This window comes from Rhodopseudomonas sp. BR0M22, assembly GCF_010907035.1.
Taxonomy (GTDB): Bacteria; Pseudomonadota; Alphaproteobacteria; order Rhizobiales; family Xanthobacteraceae; genus Rhodopseudomonas.
Genome location: NZ_QUMK01000001.1, coordinates 91439 through 105996 on the forward strand (window position 1 = coordinate 91439; position 14558 = coordinate 105996).

Annotated in this window: 16 protein-coding genes and 1 pseudogene; 1 reads left to right on the forward strand and 16 read right to left on the reverse strand. The window is 63.5% G+C overall.

Features of this window, described 5'->3' with window-relative positions; genetic code table 11:
• Position 1: 1 nt before the first annotated feature.
• The 4 genes from DY468_RS00415 to DY468_RS00430 all read right to left on the reverse strand — a co-directional run bounded on the left by DY468_RS00415 (position 2) and on the right by DY468_RS00430 (position 3399).
• Positions 2-979, reverse strand: coding sequence for a beta-ketoacyl-ACP synthase III (locus DY468_RS00415; protein ID WP_164601318.1), 978 nt, complete (start codon positions 977-979; stop codon positions 2-4).
• Positions 976-2037 (reverse strand): phosphate acyltransferase PlsX, encoded by a 1062-nt coding sequence (gene plsX / locus DY468_RS00420; RefSeq protein ID WP_164601320.1) that lies wholly within the window; start codon positions 2035-2037, stop codon positions 976-978. The genes DY468_RS00415 and plsX overlap by 4 nt, the downstream gene beginning before the upstream one ends.
• Positions 2038-2278: 241 nt before the next feature.
• Positions 2279-2845 (reverse strand): YceD family protein, encoded by a 567-nt coding sequence (locus DY468_RS00425; protein WP_164601322.1) that lies wholly within the window; start codon positions 2843-2845, stop codon positions 2279-2281.
• A 2-nt stretch (positions 2846-2847) separates the two neighbouring features.
• Complete coding sequence (locus tag DY468_RS00430; protein WP_164601324.1) at positions 2848-3399, reverse strand: ubiquinol-cytochrome C chaperone family protein; 552 nt, start codon at positions 3397-3399, stop codon at positions 2848-2850.
• Positions 3400-3504: 105 nt separating this feature from the next.
• Here DY468_RS00430 and DY468_RS00435 point away from each other — a divergent pair, with 105 nt between their 5' ends.
• Positions 3505-3990 carry an outer membrane protein assembly factor BamE gene (locus DY468_RS00435; RefSeq protein WP_164601326.1) on the forward strand — a complete coding sequence of 162 codons (486 nt, stop codon included), beginning with the start codon at positions 3505-3507 and terminating at the stop codon, positions 3988-3990.
• An 89-nt stretch (positions 3991-4079) separates the two neighbouring features.
• Here DY468_RS00435 and DY468_RS00440 read toward each other — a convergent pair whose 3' ends face one another.
• The 12 genes and pseudogenes from DY468_RS00440 to DY468_RS00490 form a co-directional block, all read right to left on the reverse strand.
• Positions 4080-4943, reverse strand: coding sequence for an alpha/beta fold hydrolase (locus tag DY468_RS00440; protein WP_164601328.1), 864 nt, complete (start codon positions 4941-4943; stop codon positions 4080-4082).
• 35 nt (positions 4944-4978) lie between these two features.
• Positions 4979-5137, reverse strand: coding sequence for a hypothetical protein (locus DY468_RS24575; RefSeq protein ID WP_205511735.1), 159 nt, complete (start codon positions 5135-5137; stop codon positions 4979-4981).
• Between the two features lie 284 nt (positions 5138-5421).
• Entirely contained in the window at positions 5422-5664 is a 243-nt protein-coding gene (locus tag DY468_RS00445; protein WP_205511737.1) for a DUF2171 domain-containing protein, read from the reverse strand.
• 167 nt (positions 5665-5831) lie between these two features.
• Positions 5832-7018 (reverse strand): IS3 family transposase gene (locus DY468_RS00450; protein WP_205511739.1). Its coding sequence is split into 2 segments (ribosomal slippage): positions 5832-6761 and positions 6764-7018, totalling 1185 coding nucleotides; the frame shifts between segments, so codons are not numbered across the junction.
• 65 nt (positions 7019-7083) lie between these two features.
• Positions 7084-7320: pseudogene (locus tag DY468_RS00455) on the reverse strand (sodium/proton-translocating pyrophosphatase); the annotation flags it as partial.
• Between the two features lie 129 nt (positions 7321-7449).
• On the reverse strand, positions 7450-8214 hold the full coding sequence (locus DY468_RS00460) for a hypothetical protein (RefSeq protein ID WP_164601332.1): 765 nt from the start codon (positions 8212-8214) through the stop codon (positions 7450-7452).
• A 245-nt stretch (positions 8215-8459) separates the two neighbouring features.
• Complete coding sequence (locus tag DY468_RS00465) at positions 8460-9149, reverse strand: hypothetical protein (protein WP_164601334.1); 690 nt, start codon at positions 9147-9149, stop codon at positions 8460-8462.
• A gap of 139 nt (positions 9150-9288) precedes the next feature.
• Positions 9289-11409 (reverse strand): sodium-translocating pyrophosphatase, encoded by a 2121-nt coding sequence (locus tag DY468_RS00470; protein ID WP_164601336.1) that lies wholly within the window; start codon positions 11407-11409, stop codon positions 9289-9291.
• A gap of 230 nt (positions 11410-11639) precedes the next feature.
• Positions 11640-12611, reverse strand: coding sequence for a thiamine-phosphate kinase (thiL, locus tag DY468_RS00475; protein ID WP_164601338.1), 972 nt, complete (start codon positions 12609-12611; stop codon positions 11640-11642).
• Positions 12612-12815: 204 nt separating this feature from the next.
• On the reverse strand, positions 12816-13340 hold the full coding sequence (gene nusB / locus DY468_RS00480) for a transcription antitermination factor NusB (RefSeq protein WP_205511741.1): 525 nt from the start codon (positions 13338-13340) through the stop codon (positions 12816-12818).
• 5 nt (positions 13341-13345) lie between these two features.
• Complete coding sequence (ribH, locus tag DY468_RS00485) at positions 13346-13837, reverse strand: 6,7-dimethyl-8-ribityllumazine synthase (RefSeq protein ID WP_164573619.1); 492 nt, start codon at positions 13835-13837, stop codon at positions 13346-13348.
• A 103-nt stretch (positions 13838-13940) separates the two neighbouring features.
• Positions 13941-14549 (reverse strand): riboflavin synthase, encoded by a 609-nt coding sequence (locus DY468_RS00490; RefSeq protein ID WP_164601340.1) that lies wholly within the window; start codon positions 14547-14549, stop codon positions 13941-13943.
• Between the last annotated feature and the right edge of the window lie 9 nt (positions 14550-14558).

The window sequence follows — 14558 nt, forward strand, 5'->3', positions numbered from 1 at the left end:
ACTACCAGCGCAGCAGCGCGGCGCCCCAGGTGAAGCCGCCGCCCATCGCCTCGAGCAGAACGAGGTGGCCCTTCTGGATCCGGCCATCGGTTACCGCAGCGCACAATGCCAGCGGAATCGAGGCTGCCGAGGTGTTGCCGTGGCGGTCGACCGTCATCACCACCTTCTCGGGGGCGATGTGCAGCTTCTGGGCCGAAGCGTCGATGATGCGCTTGTTGGCCTGATGCGGCACGAACCAGTCGACATTGTCGGCGCTGGTGCCGGAAGCCTTGAAGGCATCGACGATCACACCGGTGATCATGCCCACCGCGTGCTTGAACACCTCTTTGCCTTCCATCCGCAGATGGCCGACGGTCTGGGTGCTCGACGGGCCGCCGTCGACGTACAGCTTGTGCTTGTGGCGGCCGTCCGAGCGCAGGTGCGTGGTCAGCACGCCGCGGTCGGCGGAGGTGCCCCAGCCTTCCTGCGCTTCGAGCACGATCGCGCCGGCGCCGTCACCGAACAGCACGCAGGTGCCGCGATCATTCCAGTCGAGGATGCGGGAGAAGGTCTCGGCGCCGATCACCAGCGCCCGCTTGGCCGACCCGGCGCGCAGATAATTGTCGGCGGTTGCAACCGCGAACACGAAGCCCGAGCACACCGCCTGCAGGTCGAAAGCGACACCGTGAGTCATGCCGAGCGCGGCCTGCACCTGCACCGCGGTCGCCGGGAAGGTGTGGTCGGGGGTCGAGGTCGCCAGCACGATCAGGTCGATCTGATCGGCGGTCAGGCCCGCATTGTCGAGCGCCGCCTGGGCCGCCTTGGTGGCCAGATGCGAGGTGAATTCGCCGTCAGCGGCGATGTGGCGTTCGCGAATTCCGGTGCGCTGGACGATCCATTCGTCCGAGGTATCGACCTTCTGAGCCAGCTCTTCGTTGGTGAGAACCCGCTCCGGCAGATAAGCGCCGCAGCCCAGTACGACCGAACGAATCACCGTCACGAGACAGCCTCCTGGGCGCTCGGCGTCGCGACCAACGCGCCGGCATCACGATTGAGCGTTTGATTGATCTTGGTCAGGAGATCGTAGCGGACCATGTCATAGCCAACATCGACTGCGGAGGCAAAGCCCTCGGCGTTGGTTCCACCGTGGCTTTTGACCACGATTCCGTTAAGGCCGAGGAAGACGCCGCCGTTGGACTTGTTGGGGTCCATCTTCTCCTTGAGCGCCTTGAACGCATCGCGCGCGAACAGATAGCCGATCTTCGACCGCCAGGTCCGGGACATCGCCGCGCGCAGATACTCCGCGAGCTGGCGCGCAGTGCCCTCCGCGGCCTTCAGCGCGATGTTGCCGGCGAAGCCTTCCGACACGATGACATCGGCGGCGCCCTTGCCGATGCCGTCGCCTTCGACGAAGCCGATGAAATCGAACCGCGGCGAGTTCATCGCGCGCAAAAGCTCGGCGGCCTCGCGCACCTCGTCGCCGCCTTTGATTTCCTCGACGCCGATGTTGAGCAGGCCGACGGTCGGCCGCTCCAGATCGAACAGCACGCTGGCCATTGCCGCGCCCATGATCGCGAGCGCCTTCAGGTGCTGCGCATCGCCGCCGATCGAGGCACCGAGGTCGAGCACCACCGAGTCGCCGCGCATCGTCGGCCAAGTCGCGGCAATCGCCGGACGATCGATGCCGGGCAGCGTGCGCAGGCAGAACCGTGCCATCGCCATCAGCGCGCCGGTATTGCCCGCCGACACCGTGACGTCGGCTTCGGCTTTCTTCACCGCGTCGATCGCCTGCCACATCGATGATTTGTAGCGGCCACGGCGGAGCGCCACGCTCGGCTTGTCGTGCATCGCCACCGCGACGTCGCTGTGGATCACCCGCGAGACTTTGCGCAGCGCCGGATACCCGGCGAGTTCTTTCTCGATCAGCTTGCTGTCGCCGTAGAGCAGGAATTCGATGTCCGGATGCCGGCCGAGGGCGATCGCCGCGCCGGCAATCACGACAGAGGGGCCGAAATCGCCACCCATTGCGTCGAGCGCGATTCGAACGTTTTGAGGCATGGGCGTTCCGGAAACCTGATCGCCTGCGACCTGGAAGCGCTTGGTCGCGGACTCAAAAAAAGCCCCGAAGGGGCGGTGAAAAGCGTGCAGCGCTGCACACCGATTGGGCCGGACAATAGCCTTTCTCGGCTCCGATACAACATCTTGATCGGGCAGATTTAAGTCGCAATTCGTAGCGTGCGTGCATGATTTCGTGCTGCGAACGCGCCGCGTCTGCGGCGGCTGGGCGGACGCTGCCCGCTCAGCCCTTTTTCGGCTTGCGCGGGCTTTCGGAGCCTACCGGCTGCTGGAGCGCTTTCAACGCAGCGAACGGGTTCATATCGGGATCGTCGCGGTCGACGATCGGCTCGAACACCGCGTCCGGTTTGCGCGGATAGGGATCGAGCCCGAGATACAGCGCGTCGGTGGCGACGCGGCCGACGTCAATGATGCCGCGCTCGATCGCCTCCGGCGGATCGCCGGGATCGGGCTCGCCGTCGTCGTCGACCGTGTCGGCGAGTTCGCGAATCTGCTCCGGCGGCAGGAACGTGAGTTCGACCGGCTCGTCGATGACATTGTCGACCGGGTCGAGCGTCACCACGCAGGTCTGCGTGACCTTGGCTCGCACCCGCCCCGTCAGATGGACGCGGCCATCGGCGAACGGCTTCAGATCAAATGACGCAACGGCCTCGGCGACGCCGCGCAGGTCGCCGAGCTTGCTGATCGCCTCGCGCTGTTCGGCGCTCGCAACGATGTCGAGGTGCAGCCCGGTCTCGGGAATCTGCAGCACCATCACCGGCACACTCCACGGATTGTCTTCGCTCGCCATCGTCAAACCTCTCCGTCTCGAACCGCCGGTTGCGGAAACGGCAATTCCCCGCTGCGGAGCTTGGCCGGCGGCACCGAGTCGAGCGCCGCAATCACCTGCCCGACATAAACCGCCAGCCGGCGTGCATTTTCAATGTCGGCGCCGTCGAGAACGTTCCGATTCAGCGCCAGCTCGAGATCTTCACGCCCCTCGGTGAGCGCCAGATCGTAGGCCGCCGAACGGCCATAGAACGCCTCGCCGAACGCCTGCATCCGCTTCGGCACAGACAGGTCGCCGACCCCGAGCTCGCGCAAGTTCGCGTCGAGATCACTGCAGAAATAGTCGAACAGCGCCTGGGCGAACGGCGAAGCGTCCTGAATGCTGCGAATCCGGCGCAGCACCAGCCACAAATGCACCACCAGCATCTCGAATCGGCCGTTGACGGTGTCGGCGACGCCGAATTCCTGATAAAAGGCCGGCAGGCGCGACTGCGCCACGATCGTGCCATAGATCGCTTCAATGGTGCCGTGCGACGGCGTTCGGGGCGGACGAAGCAGATTGAAAGGCCAGATCATCGCGGGTTCCAGTCGGCCCGTGCGGGCCTTTCGGGATTGCTTTCCGAGTTCTTGCCCGGTACGTCAACGCCCTGCGCGATGCAAGGGGATGGGGCCAGCTCCCGAATGAGTATTTCGATCGACCGACGCGAGCGCGCCAATGCGCTGCGAAGCCGTTTTTCGCTGCCGCGCAGCCTCGGCCTTGCCGTAGCGCTGACGCTGGTCGGCGCCGGCATGGGCGCCTGCACCTCGGAACAATTCCAAAAGGGCTATATCCTGCCCAACGGCGCGCTTGAGCAGATTCCGATCGGCGCGAGCCAGGATCAGGTGCTGCTGGTCATGGGCACGCCGTCGACGGTCGCGACGCTGGACGGTGAAGTATTCTACTACATCTCGCAGCGTACCGAGCGTCCGGTGGCTTTCATGCCGCAGAAGGTGGTCGACCAGCGGGTGATTGCGATCTATTTCGACAAGAACCGCCAGGTCCGCCGGATCGCCAACTACGGCCTGCAGGACGGCAAGATCTTCGACTTCATCAGCCGCACCACGCCGACCTCCGGCCAGGAGATGAGCTATCTGGCGCCGCTGTTCCGGCTGATCAGCTTCCGCTGAGGCGGAGGCGGATCAACGCAATGGGAATCAACGCAATGGTGTTGATGGGTTGAGCGTAAGCGAAACCCATCGACGAAGCGCCGCTTCTGCTACGCTAGCCCCTTCGCCCTCGCCCATTCCGCGATCGTCGCATTGACCTCGTCGGGCGCGTCCTGCTGTACCCAATGCGAGGAATTGGGCAGCTTGTGCAGACTGAAGTCCTCGACGAATTGCGCGTTGCCTTCGGTCAGGGCGATGTCGAGCGCGAGGTCGTCCTCGCCCCAGATCATCAGCGTCGGCACATTGATCACCGGATTGCTGCCGGCGCCGCCAGCGAGGCCGGTGAAGTTGGCCCGGTAGTAATTCAGCATCGCGGTCGCGGCACCCGGCTGCACGATGTTGCGGCGATAGATCTCGATCTGCTTGGCCGGGATCTGTTGGCTGTGGCTCTTGAACATCTTCTCCAGCGGTGCTCCGCCCTCGCGGGTCAGCAGCCATTCCGGCAGCCATGGAATCTGAAAGAACGCGACGTACCAAGACCGGCGTCGTTGCCGCCATCCGCGGGCAAGCTCCCGCGCGAAGGCATCCGGATGCGGCGCGTTGAGGATGATCAGCCCGTCGAGATGCACCTTGCCGCGCAGCGCGGTCTGCCAGGCGATCACCCCGCCCCAGTCGTGGCCGATCAGGATGCGGCGCTTGCCGCCGAGCGCGGCGAACAGCGCCGCGACGTCGTCGGTCAGATGTTCGATCGAGTACGCCGCCTTGCCCTCGGGCCGCGACGTGCCACCATAGCCGCGCAGATCCGGCGCCACCACCCGCCAGCCGAGCTCTGCCAGGAACGGGATCTGCCGATGCCAGGATTGCCGCGCCTCGGGAAATCCGTGCAGCAACAGCGCAACGATGTCACCCTGCCCCGCGGTGTCGGCCGCAAAGCGCAGGCCATTGGCTTCCAGCGTCGCCGTCTCGAGCGCCATCCTTAAAGTCCCTGCCCTTCAGAGGCGATCCTACACTAGGATTTGTCCTTGTTGATCTTCTTGAGCTTGGCGTCGGTCGTCTCGATCGAATTCGCCAGTTCGAGGATCGCCTTCGACAGCAGCTCGATCGCTTCCTTCTGATCCTGCGACTTGGCCGCACGCAGAGCGTAGTTCTTGGCGGATGACAGCGACATTGGGGTCATTCCTTGGAGTGAGTTGGAACATGCCTCGTCACCTATCATGCTGAAGGAACAGTCGCAGCCACAATGCATTGCCCCTCATCCTGAGGGAGCCCCGGCGCAGCCGGGGCGTCTCGAAGGATGGCCACAGGCGCGGGCAGCGTCGCAATCGTAGCATCATGGTTCGAGACGCATCGTTTCGCGATGCTCCTCACCATGAGGGCTTCGCTAGGCGCAAGAAAAGGTCCCGCGGCAATCGCCGCCAAGCCACAGTGCTTCAGCAAGTCGAATTCGACTAACTACTTCTCTTCCTCCATCGTCGCGGCAACAGCGGCGTTGGCGGACAGTCGCACCTTGTTGCCCTCGACCTCGGCCACCAGGCCGCCGTCGATGAAGTGATGATGGCCCTTGTGGCTGCCCTCGCCGTTATCCTTCTTGGTCAGCTTGATGCGGTTGCCCTCGACGTTGTCGACGGTGCCGACATGCACGCCGTCTGCGCCGATGAATTCCATATGTTCCTTGATGTTGCTCACGCCGCTCATGTCTTTGTCCTCTCGTCGGTCGGGGATCGGCTAACGCGCCGGGTTCCGAGAGGTTTCAAGGCTGCCGTCGGCCGTGGATGGATTTAGCGAAGCGATACCCATCATCCACGTCGATCCCGTGGCAGGCGCTTGGTGGGTTTCGCTGCGCTTGCTGTGACCCCTTTCATTCATCCAGCTGAAGCCAGAGTCACGGGTTGAGATTGGCGCAGGTGCGCCGGTTGAGCAACGGACGATCGGCGGAGCTGGTCGGGGTTGCGCAGCCGATCGTCCGTTGCGGTGATGGAGGCTGCGTAGGCAGCGGGTGTCATGTAGCCCAGCGCGGAATGCGGTCGTGTCCGGTTGTAGGCACCGATCCATCGGGCGACGGCGGCGCGGGCGTGATCGAGATCGTAGAACAGCGTCTCGTTGAGGAGTTCGTCCCGCATCCGGCCGTTGAAGCTCTCGACGAATCCGTTCTGCATCGGCTTGCCGGGCGCGATGAAGTGCCAGTCGACGCCGGCATCCTGGGTCCAGGCCAGCATCGCGTTCGAGGTGAACTCGGTGCCATGGTCGGAGACAATCAGGTCAGGCTTGCCCCGTCGCCGGATCACGTCGGCCAGTTCGCGCGCCACCCGCCGTCCGGAGATCGAGGTGTCCGCGATCGCCGCCAGGCATTCCTTGGTGACGTCGTCGACCACGTTGAAGATGCGGAAGCGCCGCCCGGACGCCAACTGGTCCGACACGAAGTCGACCGACCAGCGCGCGTTCGGCTTGGCCTCAACCAGGATCGGCGCCCGTGCGCCGGTCGGCCGTTTGCGCCCACGCCGCTGGCGTACCGACAGCCCTTCCTCCCGGTAGAGCCGCTGCGTCCTCTTGCGGTTCACCAGATGCCCCTCGTGCCGCAACAGCACGTGCAGCCGGCGGTAGCCGAACCGCCGCCGCTCGTTCGCCAAGTCGCGCAGCCGAGCACGCAGCTCGGTGTCCGGCGGCCGGTGGGACCGATAGCGGACCATCTTGCGGTCCGCTCCCACGATCTGGCAGGCCCGACGCTCCAACAGATCCATCACGGTCTGCAGGTGCGCGACGGCTTCGCGCTTGGCGGCGGGCCCTACCATTTTTTTGACAGAAGCTCGCGCAACGCCGCCGCATCCAGCATCTGCTCGGCCAGCAGCTTCTTCAGCTTCGCGTTCTCGTCCTCGAGCTGCCGTAGTCGCTTGGCCTCCGAGGCGTCCATCCCGCCGAATTTGGCCTTCCAATTGTACAGCGTTGCTTCACAGATGCCGTGCTTGCGCGCCAGATCGGCCGTCTTGGCGCCGGCCTCGTGCTCCTTCAGCACCGCGATGATCTGCTCTTCCGTGAACCTTGCTCGATTCATCAGTCCGTCCTCGTCTGGCCGGACTCTAACTCCAACTGGAGGAAAAACTCAGGGGCAGGTCACGCGAAGTAGACGAAGATCGGCGACAGCACCGGCAGCAGCGACGGGATGATCATTTCCTTGATCGCCGCCTTGGTCAGCAGGTCCACGGCCTTGCCGTAGTCCGGCTTGTCGGTGCCCTTCATGATGCCGGGCTTTTCGCGGAACTGACGACGCACTTCCTCGACGATCGCGCCGGCGGCGCGGCCGACCGCGGTCATGCGCATCGCGCCGAACAGGTACGGCAGCAGGCCGCCGAACAGGAAAACACCCCACCATATTGCCGGGCATGATCACCATCGCGTGCGCCGTCGTGGATCCCATCGCGATCGCCAGCCCCTGGATCACGTCGGTGGCGCGACCGGCGACCGAGGATTGCACGATTACTTCTTCTAATTAGCCCCCTTACCCCAATCGAGGCCTAGAGGATTGGTAGGCTTTGGGTCGCAATTGTGCGAATTGGATATGTCTCCCCAAGCGTATCTGCCATTAAGATTGCCATGCACGTTTGTGAAACAGACACCAAATAACATGCTATCAGTCAAACTGAGAAATGCATCGGACAAAGAACTTTCCTCGACACCTTGCGGGAAAAATCGAAGAATAGTGTGACGCTGACCGGGCATAAGCGCGCCTCGCGGAATCGAGAGTTCAAATCTACTATTCTCAAATTTGCCCTGGAAGCTTGTCTTGGGCACCGACACAGCCCAACGCAAAAAATCAGACCCGCGCTCCCTAATGTCCTTGAGGTTCGTTTCGCCGTTCTTCACCACATGATGCCTTTCGCCCAATATCATAAAGAACTCGTAGATGTCGCCAATGCCCGTTCCGTTATTGACGACCGTGATTTCCAACCGTGCGGGGTCGACCTCAATGCGCACAAACGGCATTAACTGAATCTCTTGAAAGCGCTGGTCTCTCACTGTGCTTTCTGACGTGAGTCGAAACGACTCTTGAGATATCCGGGTCGCGTCTCTGGACAATTCCAAAGCTGCATATGCCACCAGAGCTGCCGCTAAGCTACCAATTCCCGAAGCCACAGCCGCGATCGCACCACAATTCGTTGCTAACATCCGCCATGTTATACCAACGAAATTAATCAATGTTCGAGAGTTTGAGGCGGGCTTCTCTCGGTCAGGCTGGATGCGGTCGGTCATTTTTTTAACCGTAGAGCTTAAAGTTAGCCGAGGTGCGTAATTCCACTATGGCTTGAATGAAGCCTTCGGCTGCGGGTCACGCATTTCTAGGGTCTTGACGCGCTTGCTCAGGCTTAACTCGCTTTGAACCGTAAGCTCGGCAGCGCCTTGGTACGACGCTCGCTTTCTTCTGTTTCACCACTTGGCGGCGCGCAGGTCTTGGCGGATGACAGTGACATTGGTCATCCCTCTTTAGATGGCTCGCCTTACCGTTTACCTGCAACTGCTTTCATTTTGTCTGAACTTAGGACGGCAGCGATAAGACTTGCCCTCTTTGCCATGTACCTAGCAAAATTCTTTCGAGCGGACTTCAGCAAGTACACGCCAACTAGAGGAGTCATCAAAAGAATGAGTAGAGAAGTTGTAGGCGCCGGAGACTCCACCACGTAAAACAAAGTGACGATCATCACGCCGACCAACGACAACAGAAGATTTAGTTGGAATTCAAGGTGGTACCAATATCCCTCGCGAATGTGGTCGACAGTAGCGACACCGATTTTCTCTATGAGTAGCAATTCGGGATCGATTTTCGAATCGAACTCCTCCCTAAGGTCAGGACGCTGGAATGAGCCGGATGACCAACACCGATCCAATAAGCATCCCGACAAATGTGCGCACAACTCTCTTAGCTTCTCATCTTGCTCGAGGACAGGATCGCGAACCAACGAATCTAAGGGCCCCATAAACACTACAATATTTGACAACAACCCCAGCAAGGTCGCGACGGGCAATGCCAGCCCCAAGGCAAGTGTCGGCTGGGCGATGGCGAATTTCCAGATTGAGGATAGCGCAAGATTTGGCCCAATTTTGTCTTCGCCAACGATTAAGATCGCGAGCCAAACAAAACCCGGCAGAAACGTTTTAACCCCGAAAGTAAATGCGCCAAAGAAATTCATGACTTTTTCTTCAAAACGGCAAGAATCAAAAACTTCGTCAAAAGCTACCCTGCTTCCGAAATGAGGGAAAGCGACGGAAAATGAAAAGCCCCGCGGCTCGCGCCGCGGGGCTTCATGTTGGACCAACCTCTCCTGACGCTTAGTGCGCCAGGATCGCCAGCAGCAGCAGGGCGACGATGTTGGTGATCTTGATCATCGGGTTCACGGCCGGACCCGCGGTGTCCTTGTAGGGATCGCCGACGGTATCGCCGGTCACCGCGGCCTTATGGGCGTCGGAGCCCTTGCCGCCGTGGTGGCCGTCCTCGATATACTTCTTGGCGTTGTCCCAGGCGCCGCCGCCCGAGGTCATCGAGATCGCGACGAACAGGCCGGTGACGATGACGCCGAGCAGCATCGCGCCGACCGCCGAGAACGCCGCCGACTTGCCGGCCGCTCCGCCGCCCGCGATCGCATAGATCGCGAAGTAGACGAAGATCGGCGACAGCACCGGCAGCAGCGACGGGATGATCATTTCCTTGATCGCCGCCTTGGTCAGAAGGTCGACCGCCTTGCCGTAGTCCGGCTTGTCGGTGCCCTTCATGATGCCGGGCTTTTCGCGGAACTGGCGACGCACTTCCTCGACGATCGCGCCGGCGGCGCGGCCGACCGCGGTCATGCCCATCGCGCCGAACAGATACGGCAGCAGGCCGCCGAACAGCAGGCCGACCACGACATAGGGGTTGGTCAGCGCGAAGTTCGGCTCGACGCCGACGAAGTACGGCGTCTTCTTGGCGACGAAGTAGCTCAGGTCTTCGTTGTAGGCGGCGAACAGCACAAGCGCGCCGAGACCGGCGGAGCCGATCGCGTAGCCCTTGGTGACGGCCTTGGTGGTGTTGCCGACGGCGTCGAGCGCGTCTGTCGACTTGCGCACTTCCTTCGGCAGGCCGGCCATCTCGGCGATGCCGCCAGCGTTGTCGGTGACCGGACCGAAGGCGTCGAGCGCGACGATCATGCCGGCCAGCGCCAGCATGGTGGTGGTGGCGATCGCGATGCCGAACAGGCCGGCAAGGCTGTAGGTGATCAGGATGCCGGCGATGATCACGATCGCGGGCAGCGCGGTCGCTTCCATCGAGATGGCGAGGCCCTGGATCACGTTGGTGCCGTGGCCGGTGACCGAGGCCTGGGCGATCGACTTCACCGGGCGGAAGTCGGTGCCGGTGTAGTATTCGGTGATCCAGATGATCAGGCCGGTGACCGCGAGGCCGACGACGCCGCACAGGAACAGCGACATGCCGGTATAGCTGACGCCCGGCAGCGCGCCGAACCCGACCAGCCAGTAGATCGCGGCGCCGACGCCGATCAGCGACAGCACGCCGGTGGCGATCAGGCCCTTGTACAGCGCGCCCATGATCGACTGCGAGGCACCCAGCTTGACGAAGAAGGTGCCGGCGATCGAGGTCAGGATGCAGATGCCACCGATGGCGAGCGGCAGTGTCATCACGCTCTGCAACTGCTCCGGCGAGGCGGTGCCGAAGAAGATCGCGGCCAGCACCATGGTGGCCACCGCGGTCACCGCATAGGTCTCGAACAGGTCGGCCGCCATGCCGGCGCAATCGCCGACGTTGTCGCCGACGTTGTCGGCGATCGTCGCCGGGTTGCGCGGATCGTCTTCCGGAATGCCGGCTTCGACCTTACCGACAAGGTCGCCGCCGACGTCCGCACCCTTGGTGAAGATGCCGCCGCCGAGACGAGCGAAGATCGAGATCAGCGACGCGCCGAAGCCGAGCGCGACCAGGGCGTCGACCACGGTGCGGCTGTTGGCCGGCAAAGCCGCGAAGTGGATCAGGTAGATGAAATACAGGGTGACACCGAGCAGCGCGAGACCCGCGACCAAGAGGCCGGTGATCGCGCCGGCCTTGAACGCCAGTTCGAGGCCGCCGGCGAGCGAGGTGGTGGCCGCCTGCGCGGTGCGGACGTTGGCGCGCACCGAGACGTTCATGCCGATGAAGCCGGCCGCGCCGGACAGGATCGCGCCGATCGCGAAGCCGACCGCCACCAGGATGCCGAGGAAGTAAGCGAGCGCTGCGAAGATCACCACGCCGACGATGGCGATGGTCATGTATTGGCGCTTCAGATAGGCCTGCGCGCCTTCACGCACCGCCCCCGCGATTTCCTGCATCCGCGCGTTGCCCTGGTCGGCAGCGAGCACCGACGAGGTCGCCCAGATGGCGTATACGATCGATAGCGCTCCGCAGAGCACGATCACCCATAGAGCTGTCATACCTGATTGCCTCAGTCCCGAGTTTCACCCCCGTGCCTGCGCTGCGGGAGCGGCGCGGGCGCGCAACAAGATGGCGTGCCCTCTTTTGCGGGGCAGCCTCAAATCGCGGCGAACCTTGCCAAAATCACAGGTGCTCCGCAATCGCTGCGAAGGGACTAAGCTGGGCTTTTCCGCCGACCTTCGGGCTATTCCAGCGGGCTTCCTCGCGCTGGAATACCAGTGACTAAGCGTCAGAAATGACTGAAAGACAGCGTCTTCAGTGCGATTTCACGGGCGTTTTGATCGAGCCAGCGAGGCGGAGCAGTTCCCTGCTCGACGACACCAATGACAGTCACCTGCACGTCACTTCGTTGCGCCGCAGCAAGAAACTGATCGAGGTTGTTTTGTGCAACGCCGCAAAGCAATTCGTAATCATCACCGCCGCTGAGTAATCGCGCGAGCTTCGACTCATCAGTTCCCGCAATCGCACACGCAGCGTCCGACAACGGCACCGCAGCAGCGCGGACAATCGCGGTGACCCCGGAGGCGGCGCACATTTTGGCGAGATCGCCGGCGAGGCCATCGGAGATGTCCATCGCCGCGCCGGCATAGTCGCGCACGGCCGCCGCCAGAGCCGAGCGTGGCTGCGGCACCCGATAGCGATCGATCAGAAACGCATGGTCAGCCTGATTGGCGGCGGTCGCCCGGCCTTGCAGCAGATCGAGCCCGAGCGCGGCATCGCCGATCGTGCCGGTGACGACGATGGCGTCGCCAGGGCGCAGCGCGTCGCGCGCCACCATCCGGCCCGGCGGCACCCGGCCGAGCGCCGTCACCGAGATCATCATCGGGCCAGGAGTCGAAACCGTGTCGCCGCCGAGCAGCGGGCAGCGGAACGTCGCCGCATCCTCGCCGAGCGCGGCGGCGAAAGGCGCGAGGAAACGCTCGTCGGCCCGGCGCAGCGCCAGCGTCAGCAGGAAGCCGGCCGGCTCGGCGCCCTTGGCGGCGAGATCAGACAGGTTCACCCGCAGCGCCTTGCGGGCGATGGCCTCCGGAGGATCGTCGGGGAGATAATGCACGCCCTCGACGATCGCGTCGGTGGTCAGCACCAGATCGCTGCCCGTCGCCGCCAAGACGGCAGCGTCATCCACGAGCCCGCGCGCGCCCTGATCGGTCGCCAGTGGCTTGAAGTAGCGTGCGATCAGACCGTCTTCACCGGAGGGCATCGAAGCAAGAACCTCGCCGTCATTGCACCTACGTTACCCAAGGCACGGCGCGCTCCCTCTCCCGCTTGCGGGAGAGGGCTGGGGTGAGGGTGCCCCGAGCACTGACGCTCGGCTTCGCGGAAGCGCCCCCTCACTCGGATCGCATCTGACGGTGCGATCCGACCTCTCTCCGCGCGCGGGGAGAGGTTAGGCCGTGGCGCTTGGCTAGCTACGCGTAAACTCGTCCTCGCGGAACCGCCGCGCGATCTGGTCGAGCACGGCGTTGACCATGCCGGTCTCGTCCTTCTCGACGAAGGCGTGGGCGACGTCGACATATTCGGAGACGACGACCCGCGCCGGGATGTCCTTGCGGTGTTCGAGCTCGTAGGCCCCTGCCCGCATCACCGCGCGCAGGATCGCGTCGATCCGCGCCAGCGGCCAGCCCTTGGCGAGCAGATCGTCGATCAGGGGATCGATCTGCTTCTGATCGCGCACCACGCCGGCGACGATGTCGCGGAAGAAAGCGGCCTCTGCGGGGAGATACTGTTCGCCTTCGACTTCGTTGCCGATCCAGAAGCTCTCGAACTCGGCGAAGGTCTCGTTGATGCCGGCGCCGCCGATGTCCATCTGGTACAGCGCTTGCACCGCAGCGAGGCGCGCCGCGCCCCGGCGGTTGGCCTTGCGCTCGCCCTTCGGCGTCATCTTTTTAAGATCGGGCTTTTTGAACGCGGGTTTGTTGATCTCGGCCATCGGCATCACGCCTTCGCCAGCCGGCGCTTGATGCGCAGCATCGCCAGCGCGGCGCGCGCGGCGTCGCCGCCCTTGTTGAGGTCGCCGGGCTTGGCCCGCGCCCAGGCCTGCTCGTCGGTGTTAACGGTGATGATGCCGTTGCCGAGCGGGAATTTGCGCGCGACGCTGAGGTCCATCAGCGCGCGGGCCGACTCCATCGACACGATCTCGAAATGGATGGTCTCGCCGCGCACCACACAGCCGAGCGCAATCGCGGCGTCATAGGGCTTGCCGGCAGCTTCCGCGGCGTCGATAGCGATTGCAACCGCGGCCGGGATCTCCAGCGCGCCGGGCACCGTCAGGACGTCGTGGGTGGCGCCGGCGGCCTTCAGCTCGGCAACCGCGCCTTCCAGCAGCGCGTCCTGGATATCATCATAGAACCGCGCCTCGACGATCAGGACGCGCGCGCCCGAAACGTCGGTCTGGTCTTTCAGAGGTGCGCGCCGTGCGTCTGCCATGGGACTCTCAATCCTACTCGAACGTCATCGCCGGGCTCGACCCGGCGATCCATCTTGTTAAGAGGATGGATGCGCGGGTCAAGCCCGCGCATGACGGTGGTTTCTATTTCATCTCGCTCAGGCGCGCGGCATAGCGGGCCATCAGGTCGACCTCGATATTGACCTCGCTGCCGACCTGCCAGCCGCCTAAAATGGTCGCCGTCAGCGTGTGCGGGATGATCAGCACCGAGAATTTGGTGTCCTCGACGGTGTTCACCGTCAGCGAGGTGCCGTCGAGCGTCACCGAGCCCTTCGGCGCGATGAACCGCGCCAGCTCGCGGCTGGTTTCCAGCGTGAAGCGGGCCATGTCCGGCAGCTCCTCGCGCGCCACCACCTTGGCAATGCCGTCGACATGGCCGGTGACGATGTGGCCGCCGAGCTCATCGCCGATCTTCAGCGCGCGTTCGAGGTTGAGTCGGGTGCCGGCGGCCCAGGCGCTCGCGGTGGTCTTGGCCAGCGTCTCGGCGCCGGCGTCGACCTCGTACCAGGTCTTGCCGCCCTCGATGCCGGAGCCGACCACGGTCATGCAGATGCCGTTACTGGCGATCGAGGCGCCGTCGGCGATGGTCGACTGGTCGTAGGCGCAGCGGATCCGCAGCCGGTGCAACTGGCCCTGCGCGACCGGCTTGACGGTCTCGATCTCGCCGATGTCGGTGACAATGCCGGTGAACATGGAATGCCT

What these genes read in the sequence shown, in the direction of transcription:
- DY468_RS00425 (WP_164601322.1), bottom strand. Translation starts at nt 2,845, where the DNA reads ATGGCGAGCGAAGACAATCCGTGGAGTGTGCCGGTGATGGTGCTGCAG.
- plsX (WP_164601320.1), bottom strand. Translation starts at nt 2,037, where the DNA reads ATGCCTCAAAACGTTCGAATCGCGCTCGACGCAATGGGTGGCGATTTC.
- nusB (WP_205511741.1), bottom strand. Translation starts at nt 13,340, where the DNA reads ATGGCCGAGATCAACAAACCCGCGTTCAAAAAGCCCGATCTTAAAAAG.
- DY468_RS00440 (WP_164601328.1), bottom strand. Translation starts at nt 4,943, where the DNA reads ATGGCGCTCGAGACGGCGACGCTGGAAGCCAATGGCCTGCGCTTTGCG.
- DY468_RS00470 (WP_164601336.1), bottom strand. Translation starts at nt 11,409, where the DNA reads ATGACAGCTCTATGGGTGATCGTGCTCTGCGGAGCGCTATCGATCGTA.
- DY468_RS00430 (WP_164601324.1), bottom strand. Translation starts at nt 3,399, where the DNA reads ATGATCTGGCCTTTCAATCTGCTTCGTCCGCCCCGAACGCCGTCGCAC.
- DY468_RS00435 (WP_164601326.1), top strand. Translation starts at nt 3,505, where the DNA reads ATGAGTATTTCGATCGACCGACGCGAGCGCGCCAATGCGCTGCGAAGC.
- DY468_RS00460 (WP_164601332.1), bottom strand. Translation starts at nt 8,214, where the DNA reads ATGACCGACCGCATCCAGCCTGACCGAGAGAAGCCCGCCTCAAACTCT.
- DY468_RS00465 (WP_164601334.1), bottom strand. Translation starts at nt 9,149, where the DNA reads ATGAATTTCTTTGGCGCATTTACTTTCGGGGTTAAAACGTTTCTGCCG.
- thiL (WP_164601338.1), bottom strand. Translation starts at nt 12,611, where the DNA reads ATGCCCTCCGGTGAAGACGGTCTGATCGCACGCTACTTCAAGCCACTG.
- DY468_RS00445 (WP_205511737.1), bottom strand. Translation starts at nt 5,664, where the DNA reads ATGAGCGGCGTGAGCAACATCAAGGAACATATGGAATTCATCGGCGCA.
- DY468_RS00490 (WP_164601340.1), bottom strand. Translation starts at nt 14,549, where the DNA reads ATGTTCACCGGCATTGTCACCGACATCGGCGAGATCGAGACCGTCAAG.
- ribH (WP_164573619.1), bottom strand. Translation starts at nt 13,837, where the DNA reads ATGGCAGACGCACGGCGCGCACCTCTGAAAGACCAGACCGACGTTTCG.
- DY468_RS24575 (WP_205511735.1), bottom strand. Translation starts at nt 5,137, where the DNA reads ATGTCGCTGTCATCCGCCAAGAACTACGCTCTGCGTGCGGCCAAGTCG.